Origin of the sequence: Rhizobium sp. Root1334 (assembly GCF_001426665.1) — a bacterium.
In the GTDB taxonomy this organism is placed as follows: Bacteria; Pseudomonadota; Alphaproteobacteria; order Rhizobiales; family Rhizobiaceae; genus Pararhizobium.
The window spans coordinates 44,584-69,861 of record NZ_LMEY01000007.1 but is presented as its reverse complement, the minus strand read 5'-3'; the positions used below and the strand labels follow the sequence as shown (position 1 = coordinate 69,861).

Annotated in this window: 24 protein-coding genes and 1 pseudogene; 10 read left to right on the top strand and 15 right to left on the bottom strand. The window is 56.1% G+C overall.

All coding sequences use genetic code 11. From position 1 onward, the window contains the following. Positions 1 to 135 precede the first annotated feature (135 nt). From ASD36_RS12320 to ASD36_RS12265, 12 genes and pseudogenes are all read right to left on the bottom strand, one after another. Complete coding sequence (locus ASD36_RS12320) at positions 136 to 975, bottom strand: tryptophan 2,3-dioxygenase family protein (protein ID WP_060510822.1); 840 nt, start codon at positions 973 to 975, stop codon at positions 136 to 138. Between the two features lie 188 nt (positions 976 to 1,163). Continuing rightward, positions 1,164 to 1,643, bottom strand: coding sequence for a carboxymuconolactone decarboxylase family protein (locus ASD36_RS12315; RefSeq protein ID WP_060510820.1), 480 nt, complete (start codon positions 1,641 to 1,643; stop codon positions 1,164 to 1,166). A 351-nt stretch (positions 1,644 to 1,994) separates the two neighbouring features. Beyond that, positions 1,995 to 2,888 (bottom strand): LysR family transcriptional regulator, encoded by an 894-nt coding sequence (locus tag ASD36_RS12310; protein ID WP_060510818.1) that lies wholly within the window; start codon positions 2,886 to 2,888, stop codon positions 1,995 to 1,997. A 117-nt stretch (positions 2,889 to 3,005) separates the two neighbouring features. Continuing rightward, complete coding sequence (locus tag ASD36_RS12305) at positions 3,006 to 3,263, bottom strand: hypothetical protein (RefSeq protein ID WP_156407475.1); 258 nt, start codon at positions 3,261 to 3,263, stop codon at positions 3,006 to 3,008. Positions 3,264 to 3,414: 151 nt separating this feature from the next. Beyond that, complete coding sequence (locus tag ASD36_RS12300; RefSeq protein ID WP_060510814.1) at positions 3,415 to 4,335, bottom strand: LysR substrate-binding domain-containing protein; 921 nt, start codon at positions 4,333 to 4,335, stop codon at positions 3,415 to 3,417. 127 nt (positions 4,336 to 4,462) lie between these two features. Then, positions 4,463 to 5,176: a nitroreductase gene (locus tag ASD36_RS12295; RefSeq protein WP_060510812.1), complete on the bottom strand. Its 714-nt coding sequence runs from the start codon at positions 5,174 to 5,176 to the stop codon at positions 4,463 to 4,465. A gap of 312 nt (positions 5,177 to 5,488) precedes the next feature. After that, positions 5,489 to 6,424, bottom strand: a pseudogene (locus ASD36_RS12290) (mechanosensitive ion channel family protein); the annotation flags it as partial. A gap of 156 nt (positions 6,425 to 6,580) precedes the next feature. Continuing rightward, positions 6,581 to 7,222 (bottom strand): glutathione S-transferase family protein, encoded by a 642-nt coding sequence (locus ASD36_RS12285; RefSeq protein ID WP_060510810.1) that lies wholly within the window; start codon positions 7,220 to 7,222, stop codon positions 6,581 to 6,583. A gap of 98 nt (positions 7,223 to 7,320) precedes the next feature. Then, the gene (locus ASD36_RS12280) at positions 7,321 to 7,749 is read right to left on the bottom strand and encodes a CBS domain-containing protein (protein WP_060510808.1); all 429 of its coding nucleotides are present in this window, start codon (positions 7,747 to 7,749) and stop codon (positions 7,321 to 7,323) included. A 14-nt stretch (positions 7,750 to 7,763) separates the two neighbouring features. After that, positions 7,764 to 9,143 (bottom strand): amidase, encoded by a 1,380-nt coding sequence (locus tag ASD36_RS12275; RefSeq protein WP_060510805.1) that lies wholly within the window; start codon positions 9,141 to 9,143, stop codon positions 7,764 to 7,766. Beyond that, entirely contained in the window at positions 9,144 to 10,262 is a 1,119-nt protein-coding gene (locus ASD36_RS12270) for an iron-containing alcohol dehydrogenase (RefSeq protein WP_060510803.1), read from the bottom strand. Positions 10,263 to 10,307: 45 nt separating this feature from the next. Further along, positions 10,308 to 11,471, bottom strand: coding sequence for a VOC family protein (locus tag ASD36_RS12265; protein ID WP_082546872.1), 1,164 nt, complete (start codon positions 11,469 to 11,471; stop codon positions 10,308 to 10,310). Between the two features lie 344 nt (positions 11,472 to 11,815). Between ASD36_RS12265 and wrbA the strand changes: the two genes are divergently transcribed. From wrbA to ASD36_RS12235, 6 genes are all read left to right on the top strand, one after another. Continuing rightward, positions 11,816 to 12,445 carry an NAD(P)H:quinone oxidoreductase gene (gene wrbA, locus ASD36_RS12260; RefSeq protein ID WP_060510799.1) on the top strand — a complete coding sequence of 210 codons (630 nt, stop codon included), beginning with the start codon at positions 11,816 to 11,818 and terminating at the stop codon, positions 12,443 to 12,445. Between the two features lie 253 nt (positions 12,446 to 12,698). Beyond that, positions 12,699 to 14,774 carry an ATP-binding protein gene (locus ASD36_RS12255; RefSeq protein WP_060510797.1) on the top strand — a complete coding sequence of 692 codons (2,076 nt, stop codon included), beginning with the start codon at positions 12,699 to 12,701 and terminating at the stop codon, positions 14,772 to 14,774. A 77-nt stretch (positions 14,775 to 14,851) separates the two neighbouring features. Further along, positions 14,852 to 15,490 (top strand): response regulator, encoded by a 639-nt coding sequence (locus ASD36_RS12250; protein WP_060510795.1) that lies wholly within the window; start codon positions 14,852 to 14,854, stop codon positions 15,488 to 15,490. A gap of 73 nt (positions 15,491 to 15,563) precedes the next feature. Further along, positions 15,564 to 15,935, top strand: coding sequence for a response regulator (locus ASD36_RS12245; protein WP_060510793.1), 372 nt, complete (start codon positions 15,564 to 15,566; stop codon positions 15,933 to 15,935). Between the two features lie 282 nt (positions 15,936 to 16,217). Beyond that, positions 16,218 to 16,862 carry an NAD(P)H-dependent oxidoreductase gene (locus ASD36_RS12240; protein WP_060510790.1) on the top strand — a complete coding sequence of 215 codons (645 nt, stop codon included), beginning with the start codon at positions 16,218 to 16,220 and terminating at the stop codon, positions 16,860 to 16,862. A gap of 69 nt (positions 16,863 to 16,931) precedes the next feature. Further along, positions 16,932 to 18,092 carry an adenylate/guanylate cyclase domain-containing protein gene (locus ASD36_RS12235; protein WP_060510864.1) on the top strand — a complete coding sequence of 387 codons (1,161 nt, stop codon included), beginning with the start codon at positions 16,932 to 16,934 and terminating at the stop codon, positions 18,090 to 18,092. A gap of 19 nt (positions 18,093 to 18,111) precedes the next feature. On the opposite strand, the gene ASD36_RS12230 is transcribed toward ASD36_RS12235, so the two are convergent. Further along, positions 18,112 to 19,515 carry a PLP-dependent aminotransferase family protein gene (locus ASD36_RS12230; RefSeq protein ID WP_200954898.1) on the bottom strand — a complete coding sequence of 468 codons (1,404 nt, stop codon included), beginning with the start codon at positions 19,513 to 19,515 and terminating at the stop codon, positions 18,112 to 18,114. 85 nt (positions 19,516 to 19,600) lie between these two features. Between ASD36_RS12230 and ASD36_RS12225 the strand changes: the two genes are divergently transcribed. From ASD36_RS12225 to ASD36_RS12210, 4 genes are all read left to right on the top strand, one after another. Beyond that, positions 19,601 to 20,020: a cupin domain-containing protein gene (locus ASD36_RS12225; protein ID WP_060510787.1), complete on the top strand. Its 420-nt coding sequence runs from the start codon at positions 19,601 to 19,603 to the stop codon at positions 20,018 to 20,020. A gap of 88 nt (positions 20,021 to 20,108) precedes the next feature. Continuing rightward, positions 20,109 to 20,828 (top strand): winged helix-turn-helix domain-containing protein, encoded by a 720-nt coding sequence (locus ASD36_RS12220; protein WP_060510785.1) that lies wholly within the window; start codon positions 20,109 to 20,111, stop codon positions 20,826 to 20,828. Positions 20,829 to 21,433: 605 nt separating this feature from the next. After that, positions 21,434 to 21,892: a hypothetical protein gene (locus ASD36_RS30590; protein WP_156393843.1), complete on the top strand. Its 459-nt coding sequence runs from the start codon at positions 21,434 to 21,436 to the stop codon at positions 21,890 to 21,892. Positions 21,893 to 22,012: 120 nt separating this feature from the next. After that, positions 22,013 to 22,987, top strand: coding sequence for an alpha/beta hydrolase (locus ASD36_RS12210; RefSeq protein WP_082562773.1), 975 nt, complete (start codon positions 22,013 to 22,015; stop codon positions 22,985 to 22,987). Between the two features lie 182 nt (positions 22,988 to 23,169). On the opposite strand, the gene ASD36_RS12205 is transcribed toward ASD36_RS12210, so the two are convergent. Both ASD36_RS12205 and ASD36_RS12200 read right to left on the bottom strand, forming a co-directional pair. Beyond that, a complete protein-coding gene (locus tag ASD36_RS12205) occupies positions 23,170 to 23,931 on the bottom strand; it encodes an SDR family oxidoreductase (RefSeq protein ID WP_060510782.1) in 762 nt (253 codons plus the stop codon). Positions 23,932 to 24,249: 318 nt separating this feature from the next. Continuing rightward, positions 24,250 to 24,897 (bottom strand): response regulator, encoded by a 648-nt coding sequence (locus ASD36_RS12200; RefSeq protein ID WP_060510780.1) that lies wholly within the window; start codon positions 24,895 to 24,897, stop codon positions 24,250 to 24,252. Between the last annotated feature and the right edge of the window lie 381 nt (positions 24,898 to 25,278).

Sequence of the window (25,278 nt, the reverse complement as noted above, 5' to 3'; positions counted from 1 at the left end):
CATCGCGCATGGATCGACTCGTGCAGCAAAAACGACGAAACGCTGGAGTAACGGGTCCGTGCGTATGAGCGAAAGCTGGCCACTCATAATTCGAACTCCGAGACTTGCGGTGCGGCTCGTCGTGGCACCTTGCGACTAAACCACCAGACCGCGGGCAGACCAAACCTCAGGGAAAGGGATCTCGTTCATGGTCGGCAACAACCACTGGATTGCATCTACGCCGTGGTATGCCGGTCGCGAACCGAAGGTTCGTCGTGTTGCCATCAAATGCAGGTATTTCCAGTTGGTGAACTCAACGGCGATATCGGCGAGTAGCTCTGCGAGTGTACGCCAATGATCAGCCGGATCGTCTACCCGGTATATCTCGGCCCACACACCCTCTATCTCCTTGTTCGACACGTAGACCGCAGCATAATCGGGCGTGAGGTATTGCGGCGGGATCGGCTTTCCATCGCGAGCCAACGCAGCGAGAATGTCATCGTAGAGGCTCGGCGAACTTAGTCTTTCGGAAAGTTGCCTGAACCGATGCGGCTGCGGCTCGAAATGCTCAAGTGAGGGCCTGTCCTTCACGCCGAGCAGAAACACCATCTCGCGGAACGCCCAACCCTGGAGGGCGGTGTCTTTCCCGTGCCTAGCACTGAGTCCTTTCAGGATGGGCATGAGTTCGGCCGGCGTCAGCCAAGAAAGAGATCTCCAGTTTGCATTGAATGCTTCCATGTGGCTGACGATACGGCGAAGAACGCGATTGGTCGCCGCGATCCTGTCGCTTCGCAATTCCGTTTGGGCTGTCAGTAGCTCACGGGTGATAAGCGCCCAATAGATTTCGCTGATTTGCACATTGGCAAGAAACGCAGGTTCCGCAGGACTGTCGCTGACAAGTTCTTGTAGCGTATGGAGAACTTCTGTCTGGACATATCTGCTGTAGGGTGTGTGACTGTCTCCTTCAGTCGGCGACTTCATCCCAGTGTCGATCATCGTTCCATCCTTTTTATTGGCCTAAGCAGCCGGGCCTTTAGAACCGGTCCGGCACGAGGATAGGAGCAAACATCAATTCACGACAGGCTACGGTTCTTCGACTTAGCGTCCAAAACAATGGACAATCATTTTAAGGCGCTTGAAAAGCAGACGGCCGAAACGCTCGGCCGTCTACCAGCCAGTATGCTTTACTCGAGGCCGGCCTTATCGAGGCCAAAGGCCTTGTCGGCAGATCCTGGAACCGCGCGGAACGCAATGCTGGCCCGGTTCCACATGTTGATCGCCATGACCTGGAACGTAAGATCGGAAAGTTCCTTCTCCGATAGCTGACCACGAACTCTCTCGTAGACTTCGTCAGGAACGCCGCCTTCAGGCAGCTTCGTCACCACTTCGGTCCAGGCGAGCGCCGCGCGCTCGCGTGGGCTGAAAAGAGTTGACTCGCGCCATGCTGCGAGATGATAGAGCCGCAGCTCGCGTTCGCCGTGGATCTTGGCTTCCTTGGAATGCATATCGAGGCAGAAGGCGCATCCGTTAATCTGGGAGGCGCGAATATCGATCAGATCCAGGATAGACTGCTCGATAGAACCTTTCTTGATTTCGTTGCTCAGAGTCATCAAGCTTTTGAAGAGCTCGGGCGAAAGCTGTGCGAAGTTAAGTCGCTGTGTCATCTTCTTCTTCCCAGGGTTGGAATTTGAAATCGGCCAGATCGGCGGTCTGGAAGACGCGAATGGCCGGCCTCGATCCTGGGATACGCGCACAGACTCGGATAGATATACCAATGTTGGGGGCATAAACCGAAGTGGCCCAAAATGCGGGTTGCGAAGAGGTGGTGCGCGCTATTCGGTTGCGGTCGCAACCAAATGCTGCTCGCTGGCTCTGAGTTACCTTAGTAATATCCTACCCCGTGTTTCCTATTGGATTGGCAAGCCGGGATATCGCGGCGTCGCTGAATTTTCCGCATCATCCGCGAGTCAGAAGCAGCGAGGCAAAACCGCAGCTCTGTGGCACAAATGAGCCATCTATTGAGGGGCGCCCACCATTACCTGGGCGATGAATTCGGTGAAAATCTGGAGGCGGTGACTAGGCATGGATCCAGAGGCGTGCAGCGCCTGAAACGGAACGGTCTGCAATCGGATGTTGGGAAGTAACTCTACCAGTGAGCCTTCGCGAAGGTCTTCCTCAACCACGCGCTTCAGCAAATGGGCGACGCCCGCCCCGCTTCTTGCAGCTTCCCGAATGGCGGTCGCGGTATCAAATTCGATCCTTCCAGAAGGAAAGAATTCGCGGCCGCTGGCAAACCGCACGGGATATGTTTTGCCTCCAAGCGAGTATTTGGCAAACTGAAGCTGCGACAGCTGTTCGATGGAACCAGGGACCGGATTTACCCTAAGAAACGACGGCGAGGCGACTAACGCCATATCGAGATGCGCAAGCGTTCGGCACATGAGTTCGTTTCGATCCGAGTTGCCGACGCGGAATGCCGCGTCGTAGTTTTCACGCACAAGATCGACATGCCGGTCCGTCATCCCAATTTCCAGAGAGATGCCTGGAAATCTAGGCATGAAGTCATTGAAGATCGGCCCGAGCATCACTCGGCCGAGCTCGCCCGGCAGACTGACCTTTAGATGGCCAGATGTCTCCCGATAAGATTGGACGGCGTCGGCGCTGGCTTCGATTTCGCGAAGTAGTGGCATCACTCGCGCGTAGAAGGCCTCACCCTCGGCCGTCATCGCAAGCAACCGTGTCGAGCGCCGGAAAAGCTTGGCATGAAGTATGGATTCTAGTCGCGAGACGCTTTTCGACGCTGCCGACGACGTGACCCCTAGAGTTCGGGCGGCAGCGCTGAAGGTGCCTGTTTCGACCGTCCGGACGAAGGCAAGCATCCCGGCAGTTTCATTCAGAAGACTTTCCATCGTGCGAAATCCTCAGTTCGGACGCCGAGAGCTGCTTTCAAATGCCGGAAGCCTGTCCGAGGAGATTTGAAGCTCCCTTGCCAGATTTTCGAGATTGTTTGTCGCAAGTACTTCCTGTCAAACGGCGTCGGCAGATTTGAACGACCGTTCCAGGATCGAGGCCACGCTGGCAATGGATCCGGCCGGGACCATTTTTTCGGCTCGGCCGCTGTCCGCAAAGGTCTCGATGTCGCCTTCTATCGCTCGCACGACCTCAAGCAGGGTGATTGAGCGCGCCTCCCGCTCGAGGCTGGTGGAAAGTATTTCGTTTCTTTCCAACGTCGTCATCAACAAGCAGCAAAGCAAGCCTTGCTCGACCTGACTACGAAGTTTCATAGCAATCAATCTCGGTGCGATCCGGCCCGAACCGGAAAAGGGGATACGTGTCGAATGAGTCTATTTGGTCTCAGATGCCCCAGATAGCCAACTGAGGTTTAGCTTGTGCAGACGCAAGTTTTTTGCATAGCGGCATGGGCCGCAAAATCTATCAGTCGTGCGCACGGGGAGTGAACGCCGTGACCTTGGGCACTTCCATTGCCAGGAAATCGACCAGCGCACGAACTGCTGGCAGAAGCCCATTCCTGTAAGGCATGAGCGCGCTCATACGAGCGTCGGCAGCCATCCAGCCAGGCAATATCTGACGAAGTCTTCCGTCTTCGATCTCTTGGCGACACATATATCCAGGAAGTGCGGCTACGCCCAGATCAGCGCAAGCAGCCTCCTTGAGGGCAATCATATTGTTGCTCAGAAACCGTGGCTCAATCGGCACGTCCAACTCATGCCCTGACGGCCCTTTCAGACCCCACATTTCGGCACCATGTCGATCCATAGCTAGCGTTGAATGGGACGAGAGGGCTCGCGGATCAGTTATGTCGCCGGCCTGATTCAAGTAGGTCGGACTGGCAAACAGATACCATGGAACGCTTGCGATTCCGCGGTGCACCAGCGTAGAGTTTTGCAAGGAAGCGACATGTCCTCTAAGGGCCAAATCGAATCCTTCAGCGACCATGTCGACAAGTCTGTCCGTCGCGATCTCGACGATTCTTACCTTTGGATATCTGTTCAGGAAAACTGGAATTAGATCCTTTAGTGCAAATTGAGCTATCTCAACCGCAGTCGTTACCCTGACCGTCCCGCTTGGCTCATTCAATCTCTGGCGGACGAATTCTTCGGCGATATCAGCACTTTGAAGAATCTGCAGAGCATAATGGTAGAATTCCGCCCCCACATCAGTCGTGCCGAACTGCCGCGAGGTACGATTTATTAGCCGAACGCCAAGCATCGACTCTAGTTCGCGAACTCGGTGACTAAGCGTCGATTTCGGCACCCGCAGACTTCTTCCGGCAGACGTGAAGCCGCCGCGATCAACGACCTGGACGAAGAAGTAAACGTCTTTGAGTTCAAGCATCGACACCTGCCGTCTTCGAGCGCGCCCGACAAAACCGCGCGAAAGCCATCGCGAGACACCGCGATGGCCCTGTTAATCGACGCCCTTGCAGATAAAACGTCAAGATCCGAAACGCATCCCCGGACGCTTAATCCGAAAAGGTGACAAACTCTTCGAGTGAAAGCTTATGGTTTGCCATGTTGTTCTCGGCCAGGTTGTTATCCGCCCAACCCAGGGAAAGTCCGGCAACCACCATGTCCGATTGTGAAAACTTAAACTCTTCTCGCAGCATTTGATGTTGGAGCGACCAGATCTGCTGCGCGCATGTGTCCAGCCCCCGCGCCTTCGCGGCAAGCATGATGTTTTGCAGGAAACATCCGTAGCAGATGAAGCTCGCCCATTCGAGCTTTCGGTCCATCGTGAAAATCAGGCCGACCGGCGCCTCGAAGAAGCGAAACTGCCGCTCGACGTCTTTCATTCGTCCGTACTTGTCGCTGCGAGGTACGCCAACCGCGTCACCAAGCTGACCTCGGAATACGTTGAAGCGGCCGGAAAAAGGATCGTGCAAAGGCTGAGGAAAGAAGGGATACTCGGGAGTTAGCTTCTCCGGCCCCGCTCGGAATATATCGACCGCCTTGGAGGTGATGCGGTCGCGGGTGTCGCCGGTGAGAACGTAGCATTTCCAAGGCTGGGTGTTGGTTGAACTTGGAGCGAAACGCGCGGCGTTCAGAATGTCTTTCACGGTATCGAGCGACACAGGCGTCTTGAGAAATCCTCGTTTAGCTCGCCTTTCGACCATGACCTGATCGACGACGGCTGATCGTACTAAGTTGGATTCGTCCCACTTTACATTGGCGTGCATGACAGCTCCCCTTTCTTTTATTGAGCTGAGAGAAGACTAAACGCTCGTCGATATTTGAGAAGTTCGCAGTCTTGTACGCATGGTCCAATTCCCGCGAACGATGACGCCATCCATACTTGGCCAAGAGCGACGCTGTCATCGAGTCACCCGCCCCCTGAAGGTCGATCGGATTGACTGAAGCAACTGCTCTCGCGCTACGTCCGGCGGCGGTGGCACTGCAATGATGCCCCTTGCACGAGCCACTCCGGCGTCCGTCGCAGCCTGCATTGTAGGCACTTGGTCATATGAGGCTTGGAAAGTATGGCTCCCCGCTGGCTTCGCGAGCTCGATACCGGTGGCCACACAGTGTCTGTAGACGCTGTCGATCACCTCGTTCCGGGCAACGCCGCGCTGTGCGGGACTTGATACGCGGAAACACAACTGAACATCAATCGCTGCGGCGTCGATGCCAACGAGCGAAACGCTCGGCGGGGGCTCGTGGGCTATTTCACGACAGCTATTCAATGCGTCGAGCATGACGTTGAACACTTCATTAGGCTCGCGCGTCGGTACGATGCGGACGCCCAGCATTATCTGGTGGTTTTCATCCGGCTTGCTAACGTTGGTGAGGCCCTGTTTTGCCAACACGCTGTTGGGGAGGACGACTACGTTATGTGCGCTCGTAAGTAGGTATGTCGAGCGCCAATTGCTAGCGACGACCCTACCCTCGGTGCCGTCACTGAGCACAATCCAGTTTCCAATGGTGTACGGTCGACCAAGGGTCAGTGCCACGCCCGAAAATACATCGCCCAAAGTGTTTTGCAGAGCGAGACCTAGAATGATGGCAAATACGCCCGATGTCGCGAGCAGCGTGCCGATCGGAACACCGAACACGAAAGCCATTACGGAGAGCACGACGCCCAGATAAACGATGGCGACCAGCAGATCCTGGATCAGCCGCGCTTCGCGCGGCCTGCCGTCGAGCACAATGTATATTCTAACGAGACCGATGGTCGCCCAGGAAAGATGAGTCCACCAAAGGATCTTGGCGGAGACCATCCAATACCCGCTGCCATCAAGATGTGGAGTGTCGAAGCGGAACGGCATGACCCGAGCGAATACCAAGGTGACTGTCATAGCAATGAAAAAGATGATCTGTGCGATCAGCCGGGCAGTAGGTCGCGACGTTCCTTGAAGGTGCCAGACGACGATCCCGGCCACTCCTAGGATATTGATCAAAATTATAAGATGAACCGTTTGCACAGGCATAAATAACTCACGCGCGCGAGTGCCCGCGGAACGGCAAAGCAGCGCAGACGCGGGCGGCTGACAGATTGAAATCGAACTTCCGGAACAGTATTTTACCGATGTCTCGACCAAGCTATATAAAACCTTTGGGTAGGTTGGATGCCAAACCACGAGGCTTTATTTCGCCGACGCGCGCGAGCTGCCCTTCTGGTACGGGCTCTGGTCGAATATATCCAGCCAACCCGGCTGCTCCTTCACGCGATCCAGCCACCTGAGGATGGCCGGGAAGCGCTCCATCTCGTATTTGCCTTGATGTGCCAGAGAGACGTACGCAAACAATGCGAGGTCTGCTACGGTATATCTATCGCCAACAAGCCACTCGTGGGCGCCTAGCCATCGCTCCAACTTCTCCAGGCCGAGATAGCCGTCGGCGTGAAGCCGCTCGATCTGCTGGGACATTTTGTCAGCCATTCCTCTAATATGGTAGACCCGCGATAGCGCGATGAAACGCTGAAGGTCGCCCTGCTCGAAGAACATCCAGCCGATTATTTGAGAACGCAGGTAGGGATCGTCGTAGAGATAGGGAGTGCCCTCCGACAGATACAACAATATAGCTGCTGACTCGACCACCGTACGGCCGTCCTCGAGCTGCAAGACCGGTATTCGGCTGAACCGGTTTAAGCCGTAAAACTCGTCACTCTTCGTCTCGCCTGACTCCAGGTCGAGCGTGTATCGCTCGAATGGCCTTTTTAGCTGGTTGAGCAGAATTCGGATCTTCCACGAGTTTCCGGAATAGCGGCTGTCATAGAGTCGAAGCATCGTCTGGCCCCTCGCCAACTTGACTAATCGACTCGCACCTTAAACTCCGACATACCGGTTTGACTATCCAAACAAGGTTTAATTGGCAGCCACCGATTTCAACCAGTAATGTAGGAGCGAATGTATTCCGCCTCGTATTCGATCGCTTTGATATGATGCCGGACTGCGTCGCCGATCGATACGATCCCTGCAAGACGCCCGTTGTGTTCCACAGGCAGATGACGCGCCCTGTGCATGTTCATTATGTCCATGAGGATGGTGATGCTTGTGTGGCGAGTGCAACAGAATACATTCCGCCACATCACTTCGCCTAGCGGCTCGGCTAGGCATTGGACGCCGCGCTTCGAAATAGCGGCCACGACGTCACGTTCGGTGAAAATGCCCTCGATCCTGTTTTCGGCGTCGACGACCACCACAGCGCCGATACGATTCTCATGAAGTAGATGGCACACCTCCTGCACGGACGCCTCGCGCGGCGCGGTGACGACGCTGTATCCTTTCTCCTTCAATATCGCCTGTACCGACATGCTTTTCCTCCCTTTTACATACGATGCTCAGGACCGGCCAACGGTCGGACCCACGATTCAATCTCGCCCGCGAATTCGAGGAGCTGCGCGTCGCGTCCGCGCGCAGCGACGATCTGTAAGCCTACCGGCATGCCGTCGGTCGCAGATTGTCCGATCGGGATCGAGATCGCCGGCAAACCGGCGAGGTTGAAGGGCGCCGTGTAGGTCATTAAAGCCTCGCGGACAGTGCCGCTCCAGGAACCGATCACGACCAAATCTTCACCGATGAGCGGCGCCGTGCACGGGCAGGTAGGAAGTACAAGGAAGTCGAGCGTCTGCATCACAGAATCGAGGTCACGCGCAAACTCCCTGCGTCGCTGCTGCCACTTTGCATAGTCGCCAAGGCTTACGTTTTCCGCGAGCTTCAAGCGGGCCGCAGTCTCGCGCCCATACCTCGACTGGATGAACTCGACGTCGTTACGACCGAAGTGTCCCACTCCTCCTTCGACCAACACGATGCCAGCGAATGTCTTGAAAGCCCCGTCAAACACTGTTTCGATCGACAATTCGGTTAGGTCGAAACTCTGCCTCAGTAGGCTGCATGCCAGCGTAAACAGGTCGGCGACATCGGCGGACATGGGAACGCCGCCCAGACCACTCGTGACCCCGATGCGATATCGGGATCGCATCGCCTTCCCTTGCCAAGCAATACCGAACGCCCTTGAGATTATTTGAACGTCCTCCACCGAGCGGGCAAGGATACCAACATGATCCAGCGAGAACGCGAGTGGGAACACGCCGTCGGTGGAAAGGAAGCCAAAAGTCGGCTTGAAGCCGACGACCCCACAGAGCGCAGCGGGAATCCTCACCGAACCGCCTGTGTCCGTCCCCAGGCCTCCCCGCACTGCCCCGCACGCAATCGCGGCCGCCATCCCGCCACTCGATCCGCCAGGAATTTTAGTGTGGTCGTATGGATTCAGCGTGTCCCCTAAGGCCTCGCTCGACGTCGTCACGCCCCAAGCAAACTCGTGCGTCGTGGTCTTGCCGACGACCACGGCACCATTTTCCCTAAGCGCTTGCACCACGACTGCGTCAGAGTCTGGCTGATGTCCCTCGTATGCAGGAGAGCCGTAGCGTGTAGGCATGTCTCCGGTGTCGATCATATCCTTCACAGCGACAGGGACGCCCTCTAGCGTTCGTGCGGTTTTCTCCCGATACCGTTGATCCGAGCGCGATGCAGCCTCGAGCGCGCCAGCTTCGTCGATTTCCGCGAACGCCCTGATGTTGGCCTGGCAGTGCTTTGCCAACGCCAGGCTTTCGGCGACGGCGTCCGTGGTGGTACGCCGCCCCGCTGAATAGTCGGACAGAAGAGTTGCGATCGAACTTGTATCACGAGGTTTCGTCGACAGCTCCATCTACCAAATCCCCTCAAGCAGCGAGGCAAGCTTCTGCTCTGTGTCCTCGCCGAGATCGGCGACTTCCCTTGGATAGTTTTCAATCAGCAAGTCGCGTACCTTGGAGAGGTTGCCTCGATCGAATTCAACTTCCCGAAGACGACTGGGAAGCCCGAGCCGTTTCACTGTCGTTTGCACGTCGCCCGAAAGCAGGTTTGCGGCCTCTCGTCCCGTGGCGGCGTCGTTGAATATGCGAAGCTTCTCACCATAGAACGCTGCACAGGCACTGATGACGGGGCCGAGAGTCATGCAGGACGTAAGGCTATGAGGTACCCCGAAGGTGCCACCTAGAATATGACCTATTCGGTGGCTCAACCCATAGACGACGGACGCCGGAAAGAAATAGCTTTGCCAAGCGGCAAGCTGTAGCTGCAGCAGGTCGTCGAGCGAGACAAGATTTGCTTCAAGGGCCGTCTCCGTAACAATCTCTGCAGGCCACATGTTCAAGACGTCGAGGAAGCGTCGGACGCCGCTCGCAGCCATAATGGCATGTGGATGGTCCGCACCCACCAGACGCATGCCCTCGACGGCGTGGTCAATTCCTTTGATCGCAGAAGAAAGCAACAGAACTCTCGGCGTCCCCCTGATCAGTTCAGGATCAATCACCACTAGCTTCGGTGCGATCTCCCTGACGGCGTAGCTTCGCTTGAACTTCACTGACGACAGAGTCTCTGTGACTCCGAAGTAATGGGAGAATTCCGATCCAGACAAGGTGGTCGGCAGTGCGACGATCGGAAGGAAGCTGCCGTGCTTCACCTGGTGGAAATGTGAAACCGCTTTTGCCGCATCAAGAACGGAGCCGCCTCCCAAGGCGATGATCGATCGAGCGCCGGACTCTTCGCACGCCTGCATGCCAAGTCGGACGGCAAAGTCCGGGACGTGCGGCGGCAAGTCGAGAAACTCGCCCACCGCATCTTTTACATACGGTTCGACAAAGGCACGTCTAAGGTCGTTTAAAGGTCCAACCGAAAAAACGATGGGCTTCTCGATGCCATAGCGCGCGAGGCTCGCCATGGCATCGGATAGAACTTGACGGCCCCAGATGACCTTTTCTTGGGGTAAAAAATCGAGCTTTTCCATAAGCGCTGATTGCTCTCCTGTTTGTCATCCAAAAACGCCCCGAATTTAGCGGGGTATCGGTACGGGAGCTGGACGGTAAGCGATGTGCTGCTCGATCGTCCGCCGATCCTTTTCGAGGGGTTCGGGGAGGCACAGTTTCGCGCCAAGTACGGCGGCGTCCTCGTCTATAGTAAACTTGTTTGGCGTGGAAAGGGCGCAGATGTGACCGTCTGGATCCCGGAAATGAAACTGCCGGGAGTAAATTGCGTCCTGGATGGCTGACACCTCGATGCCGAGTTTCCGGAACCTGGAATGCTCCTCGCCGAGCGCGACCTCATTTTCCACTTCAAGCGAGAAATGATGCGACAGACCTGTGCCGAGGCGACCGGGCGTGTACCCCGGTAGGCCGAAGAAAGTCAGCACCGACCCCGGAGAAAGATCTTCGTCGCAGGCGTAATAGAAGTGCGTGCCACCCTTCTCATCGAGGTAGTCGGTCTTCTTAATTAGGCGAAGACCCACTTTCTGAACGAAGAAGTTCTCGGTTCGCTCGGCGTCGCTGGAGATCGACGTGATGTGGTGGAAGCCACGAAGCGCGAAGTCCGCCGTAACCTCTGGAAGCGGCTGCGGCCAAGTTTCGGCGGCCACCTGAAGCTCGTCGCGCCCGCCGATAAGATTTTCCTTAGGCTGGGGCCGGAAGCCAGACCCTAGCACAGTCTCGTCATGACCGAAGCCCGGCTCGCTCGTTGCGATCTCGATGATCGCTCCATCAGGGTCACGAAGATAAATGGCGAAGAAGTAGTGGCGGTTGTAGGGACCCGTTACGTGGACGCCGTGATCGGATAGCCTGCGCTTCCACTTGAGCAGTCCGTCTCTGTTGGGGACATGAAGTGCGAGATGGTGGTTGGTGCCTGCGCCCCAGCGGCCCTTGGGGTCGCCCACGCGCGGATTGGCGACAGCGTCTCGCGTGCTGTCCGCTTCAATGAAACCCCTATCGGGCATCATGTAGAAGACAGGGTTCCACTCGATGTACGTTATGGATTCGCCGCGCGCCGGCTCGCCCTGGAACTGCCGGAAGCCGAAGGTGACGGTTGGCAGTCGGGCGTCGTGGTGGTGCACAGTCCTCTTGACGACCGGCAGGCCCAAAACCTTGCCATAAAACTCTTCGGTCCGCTTTATGTTGGCAGCGACGAATGTCTGGCTGCTGACACCTCTGATAACCATCTGATTCATGTTCCACCTTTAGGTTTTTTCGTTTTCTACCGGCTTCAAAAAGCTCGATCGGGAGCAGGCTAGCCCTTCGTCCCCCTGCTCAGAAGACTGGCGCGCAGAGACGAAGCGTCCAAAATCATGGACAAGTCGTTGGCAGGCATCCGGTCCTTTGACGATGACGTGAGCGTGGCAGGTTCGGATAATGCCGCCTAAGCGGCCACTGCCGGTCGCGGTCGCTTCCGTCGTCCAAATTCTTGGACGCACATTCCATCTTTCCCCAGCTTCTGAGGCGCGCCCTACTCGTCCATTTGTGAGCTTAAGCTGTGGCATAGGCCGACAGCCCTAACCCCCAGCTGGAGGCAAGCATGTCCAACCCCAAGGTGCTCATTGCGTTTTATTCGCGCAACAGCTCCACCGAAATTCTTGCAAATGCAATCGCTGAAGGAGCGATCAAGGAGGGCGCGGAAGTGCGCCTTCGCCGCGCTCGCGAATTCGTTGGCGAAGACGTCATGGCCCAGGTCCCTGGCTGGAAAGAAAACGCAGCAGCCATGAATGCCAAGTACGAGGCGCCCACGGAAGCGGACGCGGAATGGGCCGACGCCATCGTTTTCGGCACGCCGACACGCTTTGGATCCATCTCTTCCGAGCTCAAGGCATACATCGATGGTTTGGGCGGTATTTGGTTCCAGGGCAAGCTTAATGGAAAGGTCGGGTCCGTATTCGGCTCCACATCCTCCAAACACGGCGGGAATGAATCGACCTTGCTTTCCATCTACACGCCCATGGCCCACCTCGGCCTGATCATCGTACCGCTCGGCTATGCCGACCCGGCGATGTTCAAGGCCGGCACCCCATACGGTGCGACGCATGTATCATTGCTCGACAGCCTGAAGCCCGACGAAGACCACCTCGCCGTCGCCCGCTTCCAGGGTCGCCGCGTCGCCTCGGTCGCCCGCGGACTAGTGAATGCGAAAATTATCGGCGCCGTCGCCTGAAGAAATGCTTAGCGTGCCTGGTTCGCCGGGCGCGCGCCCCTTCGGGACCACGGGGTACCATATGCTCAAGATCGCGTGCTTTGAAAGCAGCCCCGCCCGCCGACTTCTTGTCGCGTTGCTCGTGGGTGCGTGGAGCGGAATAGGTAAACTTGGACAAGCGCACTGCATCTACAGCGAGCCGACGACTGCCGATCGTCTACGGTCTTCGAACGCTGAAGACAGTGCGCTTCCGCACAATTATCAAAGTAGGTAGATGGAACAGATCACCAACCTCAAGCGGCGCCAGACAACTCAGAGAGTCGATATTCTCTCGGCGCAGATCGCCGACGCCAGCAACGAAAGCGTGATCATTTACGATGCCGACAAGCGGATCGTCCATTGGAACCACGCGTCACAGCGTCTTTATGGGCGGCCAATAACCGAGGTGGTCGGCAAGCGGTCCCAAGAAGTGTTCGGCACGCTTGCCGTCGGCCCCGACTGGAATGAACTGCAAGCTGGCGGATCTTGGCAGGGCTTGGCCCAGCGCACCTGGTCAGACAATACGCCGATCCTGGCGGATGTCCGCTTGCGGGCGCTTCGAGACGAGCGCGGTCTTATAACGCACTTCATAGAGCACGGCGCCGCCGCTGATGCGAGGATCGTCGAAGGTCACGCACCCACCGCCTATAAGGACTGGATCGCAGTCTGGAGCATCGACACGACCGGGGCTGCGGCACTCCTAGAGCAGATCGAACAAATTCGCGATCACAGCCTCACTGCCGTGGATCCCAGCTTGATCGCGGAACATCTGCGGATCAGCGATATGAACGTGGCTGCGTCCAAGCTGTTTGCCGGTGGGACGTCTCCAAGCGCAATGATCGGGCGGAGCGCCTATCGATACTGGCCGCAAAAGCACCGCGACAAGCTGCTCGAACTGAGCATCGAAGTTCTCTCAGCGCCTCAGAGTGAAAAGCCGTTCATGACCGTTGAGGCCGGCACCGATATCCTGTCTGTTTGGCGAGGTACTTCAGACCATCCCAATCTCATTTCCTCTAGCGTCACAGGCTCATGGAGCGATCCGGAAAAGTACTGGGATCTTGCAGCCAGCGAACAGCGGTATCGAAATCTCATCAACAACGTCCCATTGCCGGTATGGCAAGTCGACGCGCGCATTATGAGCGACGTGATCCACAGGCTCATGTCGAATGGTGTCTTGGATATAGATGTCCATCTCAAGGAACAACCAGACCTGGTTCGATTTGCAAGTGAGGCAGTCGTCGTGACTGAGGTGAACGACAGCGCCATGCGGCTGTTCAAAGGAAGTTCAAGGGAGGACTTCCTGCAGAGCGTCACTTATCTCTATTCAGCAACTCCGGAAGCCGCTGTACGGGTGGTGAAAGCGCATTTCAACGGAAGCCGAAACTATAGCGAAGAAATGAAGATACGGACGTTCGACGGGGAACTCCGTGAAGTTTTGTTCTACGTCACGTTCCCTCAAATCCCTGAGAAGCTCGACAAGACGCTGATCATGATGATCGACGTGACCGAACAACGGCGCATCGAACAGCAGTTGAGAAAGATAGAATCCGAATTTGCACATGCCGCTCGCGTGTCAGCACTCGGCGAACTTGTAACCTCGATCGCTCACGAGGTTCGGCAGCCGCTTTCGGTAATAGTCACGGACGCGGACACCGGGCTCAGATGGCTCGACCGCGACGAACCGAACGTCCCGAAAGTAAAGGCGATCATTTCACGCATAATGGAAAATGCTCATCGCGCGAATGAGGTAATCCGGCGCATCAAGGACATGGCTGTTAAGACCGATCCCGTTCGAACAGCCGTCGACGTCAACGACATCATTCGCGAGGCGGTTCTGTTGGTCCGATCGGAAAGCCAAGCTCACCACATCTCAGTCACGACGCAACTGGCTGGCGGCCTCCCACAGATAATGGGCGACCGTGTGCAACTTCAACAAGTTGTCGTGAATCTCCTCATTAACAGCATTCAGGCGATAGCAGTCTCCCAGCGCGCATCTCGGTCAATATCGGTAGAGACCACTCTCGGGTCCGATAAAGAATTGACTATTGCCGTGCGCGATACGGGAGGTGGTATCCCGGGAAATGATATGGAACGGATATTCGACGGCTTCTTTTCGAGCAAAGCAGACGGCATGGGAATGGGTCTGGCGATATGCCGATCGATCATAACCGATCATGGAGGTTACATCACGGCTCGAAACGATGGTGCCCTCGGGGCCATATTTGTGGTCACCCTCCCGTTGCCCCCCGAAATCCAAAACGATCCAGAACCTTTGGATCCTTATAGAAAGCAACCAGATAACAAACGTTAGTTTACTTGTTCAGATAGGAGGCGGTTGATAAAATGGGCGTTGAATGGACGCCATTGATTTCGGTTGGAGGAACCAACATGGCAGAGACTGCCAATACTCTCGAATCCAATGCTGTTGCCCGCCAGCTTATACACATCGTCGAGGACGACGAAGAGTTTCGTCTTTCCCTCCTCGATCTCTTCCAATCCTTGGACATGGACGCCCAAGCTTTCGAGAGTCCGTCGGCCTTTTTCGACGCTGCTTCCACGACCAATGCAGGATGCTTGCTTCTCGACGTTCGGTTACCTGGCATCAATGGCATCGAATTCCAGAGGGAACTCGAAACGCGAGGCTATAAAATCCCGATCGTTTTCATGACCGCCCATGGCGACGTCGCCATGAGTGTGAATGCAATGAAGGCCGGGGCGGTCGATTTCCTTGAGAAGCCCCTCCAGACGGCCGAACTGATCGATGCGATCAAAGCCGCGTTTTCCCTCGACATAGACCAGCAACAAGAACGAGCCCATCGCGTGGAAGTACGCAGGCGCGCTGATAGCCTCACTCGGCGCGAGACCGAGGTACTTGGCCTTGTCGCGAGCGGCCTCATGAACAAGCAGATCGCATTCCAACTAGGCATTAGCGAGATAATGGTGAAGCTGCATCGAGGTAGCATGATGCGCAAGATGGAGGCGACCTCGCTCGCAGACCTGGTCCGCCAGTTCGAACTACTGACTTAAATAGCGCTACCACGCGACCAAGAAAAAGATCAACGGCAGGCTTTTATCGGCCGGCATTCCGAGCTGAGGTTCAATGAGCGCAAAATCCCCAATCACGGTAGCGATAGTCGACGATGACCTGTTTCTACTGGAGTCATTGCACGATTTCTTCGATGCGATGGGCATCGCAAGCAAGACCTTCAAATCCGCCGACGCCTTTCTCGAATCTGGCGATTTACCGAATGTTCATTGCGTGCTTGCCGATCTGAAAATGCCGGGCACCAATGGAATTCAGCTTCTGGAGTTGCTCGTCAAGCAAGGGGGGCCGCCAGTCTGTATTATGACGTCGTTCGCCGATAGCCGAACGAGAGCCGCGGTCCGGAACTTCGGCGCATTCGGTTTTCTGGAGAAGCCAATAAGTTCGGCGGACCTGCTTGCCTTCGTGTCAACAGCCAGGCCGAATTGATCTGATCCTAGTCCCAAACGGACGTATAGCTCCCAATGCATCGTGCTGAGGCGTAAATCCGCTGTAGCATTGATTTACGGAGTGCCGGCGCTTTGAGAGCTTCGGACTTCGAGCCCGTGGGAACGCGTGCAAACACTGATAAGGCTGCTTGCCAACAATACCGTGCGCGAAGCCCGATGTAGCCAGCTTCCGAGCCACGTGTCCTAGGCAAATCCTGAAAGGTGCTTCAATCAAAGCCCAAGATTAACAGGTCCGTCGAGACGGGCGACATAGCGAGTCGAAATGATGAAGATACTTCATTTGATCTGTAGTCCCAGAGGACATGCGTCTCAGAGCGCCGCGTTTTCCAGACACCTCGTTGAGAAATTGACCAGCACGAGCAGTGGCTCCGAGGTCACCGTGCGCTGCTTGAGTGCGCTAACGATGCCGCATGTCGATCGTGAATACTCCCTTGCCTCCAGATCTCTGCCACCGGGTGGTGTTCAGGAAGGGTCCCTGCAGCTATCTGAGGAGTTGATCGGCGAGATAGTGGAAAGCGATGCAATCGTGCTCGCGACGCCGATGCACAATCTTTCGCTGCCCTCCGCGTTAAAAGCGTGGATAGACCATGTCGTGAGACCGGGTATGACTTTTCGCTACAGCGGCCGAAAAATGATCGGTCTGCTCTCCGATCGTCCGGTTTTCGTCGTTTTGTCGTCGTCAGAAAATCTCTGGAACGACAAAGAACAGGACTTTCTCCGGCCTTATCTCGGGGCAATGTTCGCAGCAATGGGGATTTTCAGCGTTGAGTTCTTTGGACTGAACCGGAAGGCGCTCTCGGGAATCGCGGGGATTATCAACTCTGCCGATGCGATGTCGATCCTGACAAGTTCACGGCCAGCAATAACGCATGAGGCGGTTCATGCACTCTGGTCGCAATTTTGTTGATGATTTGCTTTAGTGGTAGCTTCGATCGTCACCGAGTTGATTGACTTGCAGACAGTGAACGAGGCGAAAATGAGCGAGTCCCGCAAAGATTGTCAAGCGTCACTTATGAGATGGTTGTCGGCCGGCCTGCGTGAAGAAGCTGCTGCGGAACGCATATTTGTCCAGCTTTGCGAGCGCCTCGTCTTGGGTGGGATCGATCTCAGTCGCGCTTCACTACATTTTCGAGTACACCATCCCCAGTGGCTGGGAACCCGCGTTCTCTGGTGTCGCGGACTGGTCGACGCCCACGTCCAAACAGTTGCTTACGACGTCGAGGCCACCGACGCGTTCAAACGCAGCCCGTTTCGTCTTGTAATCGAGACGGGGAACGAGGTTCGCCAGAAAATCCAGACTATCGGTCCGCATACTTTCCCGATTTACGACGAGCTAAGACAACAAGGTCACACGGACTACGCTGCTTGGCCGCTTGACCACACCCAGGGAAGGCGCCATCTGATCACCTTCGCGACCAAAAGACTGGGAGGCTTCCAAGAGGATGAAATCGCTCTTATTCGCGAGGCCCTTCCTCTCTTCTCGTTGGTGACCGAGATCCGCCTGAAGAACCAACTCGCCCGGACTCTTCTCCAGACTTATGTAGGCCCGCATGCGAGCGAACAGATCCTCGATGGCGCCACCACTCGCGGAAGGGGCGTGACGTTAAGTGCCGCTATAATGATCTGCGATCTTCGAAATTTTACAGAACTTTCCGGCCGTCGGCACCGCGACGACGTGATCGACATCCTCAACGACTACTTCGATTTGATAGCGGATCCCATCGAGTCCTTTGGCGGCGAGATTCTGAAATTCATTGGCGACGGGTTGTTAGCAGTCTTTCCCCTCGACAGAGAGGACGCGTGTCGGAGACTTCTAAGCGCAGTCGTTGCAGCCTACGAGGCCACGGCAAAAAGACGCGTCTCCGAATATCCGATCAGGTTTGGGACCGGTATCCATGTCGGAGAGGTCATGTACGGAAACATAGGCTCGAAGCGGCGGCTGGATTTCACGGTCATCGGACCGGCAGTCAATTTAGCATCGAGGCTTGAGAGCCTGACAAAAGAGTTAGGGCGACCGGTATTGGTCTCGGGAGACTTCGTCGCCGCCGCAAGCTGTTCGGCGCAAACCGATTGCCTCGGCCTTCACAAAGTTAAAGGATTTGATGCCGCCGTCGAAGTCCACGCGCTGCAGATTTAAACTGCGTCGCAGCGCCTGCTCAAAGGCTGAGCACGCGAGACAGAGTTTTGCATCGACTTGCCACGTCTCTCCTGCGAACGTTCGCTATACCGAGCAGCAGACCCCTTGGCGAATCTTTGCGCTGGTACCACGAAGATAGTGGGAGGACGCCGAGGTCATGCGTTCGCGCAACGCCCGCGATCGCGACGTCGTCCGTTCCTGGAGGCAGAAACAACCTGACAGAGAGAGCGCCCTCAAAGTCGCACCTGATAGCTGGATGCAGCTCCCTTCGAAGCGCGTCAACCAGCATTATCTTTCGATCGGCATACAGCGCCTTCATCTGCCGGAGATGACGAAAAAAGTGACCGCCTGTCATAAAGTTCTGAACCGCCTGCTGAGCGACGACTGACCCGGCAGGTGCGAGGTGTCCCACGAAGACGGCGAATCTTTCGGTAAGCGCCCGAGGAACGACGAGGAATCCCAGCCGCAGTCCCGGATTGAGCGTCTTACTGAAGCTCCCAATATGGAAAACGCGTCCGGAGGTGTCGTCTGCGGCGAGAGCCGGGGAAGCATGACCAGACAACTGCAGCTCGCCTGCATAGTCGTCTTCGATTATCCAGGCGTCTGAGTCATCTGCCCATTTCAGAAGTTCTTGTCGCCTGCCCTGTGAGAGCGTCATCCCCAAGGGCGCCTGCTGCCCCGGCGTGACCACGGTCAATTCGACGCCTGGATGAAGGCCCGTAATCGGAAGCCGGATCCCCTCGCCATCGACCGCCGCGGGAATGGTTTCTACCCCCGCTTGTTCGAGCGCATGCCGTGTGCGAGGGAAGCCAGGCTCTTCTACAAAGGCTTTCTTGCCATTCAGGTTCATGACATTCAGGACTACGCCCAAAGCCCCGGCAAAACCTGATGTAATAAAAATCTGGTTCGTGAGGCAACGGACGCCGCGAGCGGTAGCGAGATATCCCGCGACCTCGCGTCTCAACGAGGAAAGGCCCCGCGGATCCGGATAGATCTGCGGACGCGTCGCCTCTGCAGATATTGCGCGCCGCCAGGCGGCGTGCCACGCCTTGCCCGGAAATTGATCTTGCGCCGGGACCCCGAGTTGGAAGTACTGGGGACCTGTCTCGAAGTCGTAGAACAAGCCCTCCGGCCCGCTTTCCTTCGCAGCTTGCGGCGGTGCGCCAATCGGCAATATCGCCGCGACCCGCGTGCCGCCGCTACCCTTGGTCTCGACGAGATTTTCGTCTTTCAAGAGATCGTAGGCGCGTTTGACCGTTCCCCGTGACACGCCCAGCTGGGCGGAAAGGTCTTGCCACGATGAAAGTCGTGCCCTCTCCTGTAACGTGCCATTCAAGATAGCGGACCGCAGACCCTGAAATATCTGTTGGGTGAGCGAGACATGTCCCTCGCGGCTTACCGGCGGAAGATAGGACTCTGCCACTTGGTACAATGCCTTTCTGCGTTTTTGGGCCTATGAGGCCGCGACCGCTTACACCATGGTCCGACCAACTTAGGAAGGATTCGCAATGTTTGCACGAGCGCTTTTGATACTTGCCGCCACAACGTTGTCAACGCAAACCGTTTACGCGGACGACGCCCATCGTGGCTCCGCAAAAATCTCCATCGTATTTGACCAACCGCTCCCGAACGTCCCCGGCAAGAGCATGAGAGGCGTTCTAGTGGAGTATGGTCCCGGCGGGTCCTCATCGGCACACGTCCACCCAAAATCGGCTTTCATCTACGCCACGGTGTTGGATGGTGCTATCAAAAGCAAGGTCAACGATGGCCCCGAAAAGACATATCAGGCAGGCGAAAATTTCTCCGAAATTCCCGGCGACCGTCACGGTGTAAGCGCAAACGCAAGCAGCACCAAGCCCGCGCGCTTGTTGGCGGTTTTTGTGGTCGATACCGACGAGAAAAACCTGGTCACTGATATCAAGCCCTAGATCGAAGCTAAGGACCGACCTTGGCCGCGCGACGCCGTGCGTCATTCTGCCCACACCTCCACGGCGGGCGGGGTCGATGGAGCATTTCATGACGCACGTCGTAGTGCTCGATAGCGATGAAACCTCGGGGGTTATCCTGGGCGAGTTTCTGAAGCAACACGCCATTCTGGTGACCCAGATCGCCGAGAGCCGACAGATCCGACGGGTTCTGGTACAAGAAATCGTCGATGCATTCCTGATCGAGGTTAGTACCGAAGACGGCGTCGAGATTGTCCGGAGTGTTGCCAATCTCACGGATGCTCCGATTCTGATCACCAGCAGAAAGCAAACGACAGAAGATGACAGGGTCGACGGTCTCGAGGCAGGGGCAAGCGATTACGTTTGTCAGCCGTATGGCAACCGCGAGCTGCTCGCACGGCTCAAGGCGGCGATAAGAGACAGGACCAAAGCTAAGCCGGAGCTAGACCGCCGGTCCTATAAGTTCAACGGCAACGAGCTCCTCGTGCACAAACGGGTTCTCCGGTGGCACGACCGTGAGGACGTCAAACTTACGACGGCAGAATTCAATCTGCTTTCTGCATTCCTTCGAGCGCCTCGGGAGGTGCTTTCACGAGAACGACTCCTCGCCGCCAGTCGCGTGCATTCCGGGGAGATTTTCGATCGCAGCCTCGATTCTCTTGTGCTTCGGCTGCGCAGGAGAATCGAGCGCGACCCCGGCAAGCCAGAGTTGATACGCACGGCCCGTGGAGTCGGGTATTGGTTCGATAGTGACGTCGACTATGAGGAACGACCGCGACTGAAGAGATAGAGTGAAGTATTTCGAACTGAACCTCTTTGTCAGCTCTATGTGAAACATCGCGCTCGGGTTGCCGATATCGAAGGTATCAAGGTCTGGGGAGGATGCTCCTCGACGAAACATATTGGCGTTCGCCTTGGTCGACGCCACGGTCGGACACTTGTGCCCCGTCATGTGGTAACCGCAACCACAAGCCGCTCCACGAGTTCCATCGCAAGATCGCGGACACAGTCAATTACCAGACGCGCGCAAACCTCCGTATAGCTTTTGCGGCGTCGTTGATCGCACTACAATCACCTTCGTTGCCTGCGGTCATGCCTTTGCAATGCAAACCAAGCCGCTCGCTATCTGCGTGGGATTTCGAGTTATTCCAATCATCTACTTGATTTTCCCACCCCCTACTTGGCGAGTGCCTTTTGCCGACAAAACCGGATTTTGAAGATGGCCGTCACGTCGTATACCGATTATCTGCGGGATCTAAAAAAGATTATCGATCGGATACGCGACCGACCGTTCGAATACGATACTGCGGTGTACAGCTAGCGTTGTGTAAAAATGGTTTCGGCTACAAGAGCTTTGATCTGCTTTGCAAAGGTAGACTGCACTCGGAGTATCACATGGGTCCGTTGAACGTGGAGAATTGGAGTCCCGACTTTGCAGAGCTAGGGCGTACCGAGATCGAGAAATTCTTCCAGTTCCCAGTGATATATGCCTATTCTGATCAAGCCTTACGAGGCAAAAAAAATCCGCTTTCGACTGCCCATTGGGACGCAACTGTTGGCATAGTCGAGATCCAGGTCCATCAACGAGGCCATAGTCCGAAGCGACAGCGCATGTTGTTCGCGGGCTTCAACGATTACATCCATGCCGAGTTCTTCCTCGCTGTGAATCATGATCTGATCGTTCAGGATCATCAGCCAGGCACGGATTTGTTCGAATGGCAGGAAGATACGACCTCCGACATCGATGCGTTGAATCTCACGATATCAACCAAGGACCACTCAGAGCGTTTGCATGCGCTGGCCAGCCCGCGAAAACGGCCCGGTTCCTCGGTACATCCAATCGATATTTTTTGATTAAACGGATGTATAGCTTCAGAATTATTCCTGTTTTCTTAATGTAGATTGCTGCGATTTTGGCCGTCCCAGGCCATATGTACGCAGTTCAATATATAATTTTCAATCAGGAGACTTAATATGAAGAGCTCTTCAATGATCGCTACTCGGCGAGACATCATGGCTGGAACTTTTACTCTAGCGGCGGTCGCGGCCGGTGCGGCCGCACATCCGGCTGCTGCTGCGGGAAAGAAGAAGAAGACCCCTGGGGAGGCCACTGCGGGTCACGGCTATGTCACCGCAAGCGACGGAACCCAGATCTTTTACAAGGACTGGGGTCCGAGGGATGCTCAGCCGATTGTCTTCCATCACGGATGGCCGTTGAGCAGTGACGACTGGGACAATCAGATGCTTTTCTTCCTCGGAAAAGGGTACCGCGTCGTCGCCCACGATCGTCGTGGCCATGGCCGCTCGTCACAGGTCAACGACGGGCACGACATGGACCACTACGCTGCAGATGTCGCTGCGGTAGTTGAACATCTCGATCTTCATAACGCCATCCACGTCGGACACTCGACAGGTGGCGGTGAAGCGACCCGCTACACGGCCCGCCATGGTAAAAACCGCGTTGCGAAGCTTGTTCTGATCGGCGCCGTCCCGCCGATCATGGTGAAGACCCCCGACAATCCAGGCGGCCTCCCCGTCGAGGTGTTCGATGGCTTCCGGACTGCTCTCGCCGCCAACCGATCGCAGTTCTATTTCGACGTCGCTAGCGGCCCGTTCTATGGGTTCAACCGCGATGGTGTCAAAGCGTCAGACGCAATGATCAAGAATTGGTGGAGACAAGGTATGACAGGAGCCGCAAACGCCCATTACCTCGGAATCAAGGCCTTCTCGGAAACCGACTTCACCGAAGATCTCAAGGTCATCAGAGTGCCTACGCTGGTAATACATGGAGACGACGACCAAGTCGTTCCAGTCTCTGATTCGGCGCCGCTGACGGCCAAACTTCTCAAGAACGCCACCCTCAAAATCCACAAGGGTCTGCCACACGGTATGGCAACGACCCATGCCGATGTAATCAACGCGGACATCCTGGCATTCATCCAGGCGTAAAGAAGCAGGAGGGCGCCGGTTCGCCGCGCGCCCTCTCCTCTTTTGACACGCAGATGAACTAATAAACCTGGCGGTCGAAGCAAACGCACTTGCCGATGGAGCAAACGAAAAAACGAAAGGCCGCGGCTGACCGCGGCCTTCGATTTTTGTCGGCCCAGGAGAGCCTAGAGCCGATTAATCCATCATCGCGCCGGCGGCGGCGTAGCGGTTTTGACCCATTCGGAAAATGCTGTCGTACCAACGCGGACACCGGCGCTCGGCATTAAAGTCCTGTCGTCGAGAACCGCTCCGAAGTAAGGCGTGTTCCCATCGACCACGATCTCCCGGCTATCTCCGATCTGGCGAAGATATTTGGTGACGGCGTCCGCGATCCGGATCGACTCCGGACCTGCTATCTCGACGATGCCGTTCGTCGGCGCGCCGACCACGAGGTCAGCGAGTGCGTCGGCGACATCGTCGGAGACGATAGGCTGCATCAGCGCTGGAGAAAGGTGAACCTTATCGCCCTGAGTGCCGGACTGAGCGATGCCGAACATAAACTCAAAAAACTGAGTCGAGTGAACGAGCGTGTAGGGGACGTTAGATTCCTTGATGAGCGCCTCCTGAGCCAGCTTGGCCCGAAAGTAGCCGCTGGCCTGAAGACGCTCGGTGCCGACGACGGATAGGGCTACGTGATGCTTGATCCCCGCTGCCACTTCCGCAGTCAGGAGATTGCGCCCCGACGTCTGGAAGAACTCCATGACGGCCTTATCTTCGAATGACGGCGAATTTGCAACGTCGACTACGACCTGAGCGCCCAACAGCGCCTCCGCCAGGCCCTCACCGGTGATTGTGTTCACGCCCGACGCAGGCGACGCAGCAATAACGTCGTGGCCTTTTGCTTGGAGCCGCCTAACCAATTTCGAACCAATGAGACCGGTTCCACCAATAACGACGATTTTCATGTTTTGCTCCTTAGGTTTTCTAATGTCGGCGCGGCCGACGCGATTGAATTCCGACCCGCTTGATACAAACCTGTCATCGCGGCAAACGGGACAGGTTGAACAAAGAGTTCGTCAACCCTTTAGGGTATCAGCTACGATGGCTCCGATGGCAGGTTCGTACATTGAAAAGCGAAGGCGTACGGACCCACCAGGCAGGCACGGAACCGGCACAGCCATAGGACATCAACCGTCGATCGGCGGCGTCCTTCAATTTTAAGCGAATGTCGCATGGGGAACAGATAAACGAAGGTTTGGGGCTGCGATGAAAATCGCACGTTTTTAGGCAGACCAGTTGCGCTGAAGCTGCTCGGCCTTGCGGACCAGATCTGCGAGTGACCGGCTCTCCATTTTCCGCATCACGCTCATGCGGTGAAGCTTTACAGTCATCTCGCTAATTCCGAGCTCGTACGCCACTTGTTTGTTCATAAGACCGCTCACGACCTGCCACATCACTTCCTTCTCGCGTGGCGTCAAACTACTGGCGAGCGTCTTTATGCGATTCAACGCCGCATCGGTTTTGCGACGTTCGCTATCCAGCAGTATCGCATGGTCCACCGCCTCCAGCAGATCCTGATTGATAAACGGCTTGGTGATGAAATCGGTCGCTCCCGCCTTCATGGCTCGAACGCTTGTCGGTATATCCGCGTATGCCGTCAGGAAAATTACCGGAAGCCTGCTTCCCAACGAAATCAGTTGGTTCTGAAGATCCAGTCCGGTGCCGCCTGGCATCCGGAGATCGACCACAACGCAGCCGGCAGCGCTCGTATCGGCCAACTGAAGAAACTCAACGCCGTTTGAGAAAGCACTCGCTCTCTTTTTGGTGACCATAAAGAGGTCGAGCAGCGCGCCCCGCATCTCTTCGTCGTCATCAACCACGTACACGATGGGCTCGACCGGGGCTTCCAATTTTGCCTGGACGTTATGCATGGTTCTCCCTCTACGTGCACCGATGCAGCGAAAAAACCGCTAGCACTGGCGGCACCTTTGATCGTGCGCGTCCGAGGATGGGACCACGCAGGATTGTTATGACCTATTTGCCGTCACCTTATACCATGGTTTACCCCGTAGAGAGCATAAACCTTCGTTTAGGGTCTCCTCAAAGCTGTCACAATGATCGACAGTCGATGGGGTTCAGCCACGCTAGCGAGGCGAAGGCGTAGAGTATGCGCCGGATGTGCCGGACCCTGGACTGCCAATTCGTTGGTCGAAGAACGAAACCGAATGGATCCCCGCGTTCATCATCCTCATGATCACCGGTTTATACGGCTCATAAGGACGAGTTATTCGTAGATGACGCTGGTGACGTCC